At 69.4% G+C, this 569-nt stretch carries 1 pseudogene; it reads right to left on the reverse strand.

Annotated elements, in window-relative coordinates:
• Window positions 1–472, reverse strand: a pseudogene (locus ABD323_RS44395) (hypothetical protein); the annotation flags it as partial.
• Window positions 473–569 lie beyond the last annotated feature (97 nt).

A 569-nucleotide genomic window follows, 5' to 3' on the forward strand; every position in this document is an offset into this window, starting at 1 on the left:
AGTAGCCCGCGACGTCGGCGATCACGTGCACGGTGCCACCGCTGCCGTTGTAGAACGAGACCTTGCCGTCGACCACCGGAACGGTCACCAGGTTCGCGATGGTCCGCCCGGGCATCCAGTTCAGGTTGGAGATGACCGGACGGTCCTTCCCGTGCGGATACACCGTCAGGTAGCCACTGCTGGTGGGTTCGGTGACGGTCACGTTCAGGGTGATCGCGGTGGCCCCGGTGAACGGGACGCCGGGGACCCCCGCCTGAAGCTCGACCGTGCCACCCGGGGCGATCGGCGTCCGGCCGGGCACGCCGATGGCATTCCGGGTGTCCCGCGTGCGGGACAGGTCCCAGGGGCTGAAGAGGCTGCCGCTGCTGCTGTAGTAGCCCGCCAGGTCGGCGATCACGTCGACGGCGGCACCGCCCACGGAGAAGGTGACCGTCCCGTCCGCATCGACCGGTACGGTCGCCAGGTTGGCCACCGTCTGCCCGGCGGCCGTCCAGTTGAGGATGGAGCTACTGCCGTTCGAGGTCGACAGCCACCCGCCGCCGGTGGTGCCGGTGACCGTCACGTTCATG

It is taken from the genome of Kitasatospora nipponensis (assembly GCF_039528135.1).
GTDB lineage: Bacteria > Actinomycetota > Actinomycetes > Streptomycetales > Streptomycetaceae > Kitasatospora > Kitasatospora nipponensis.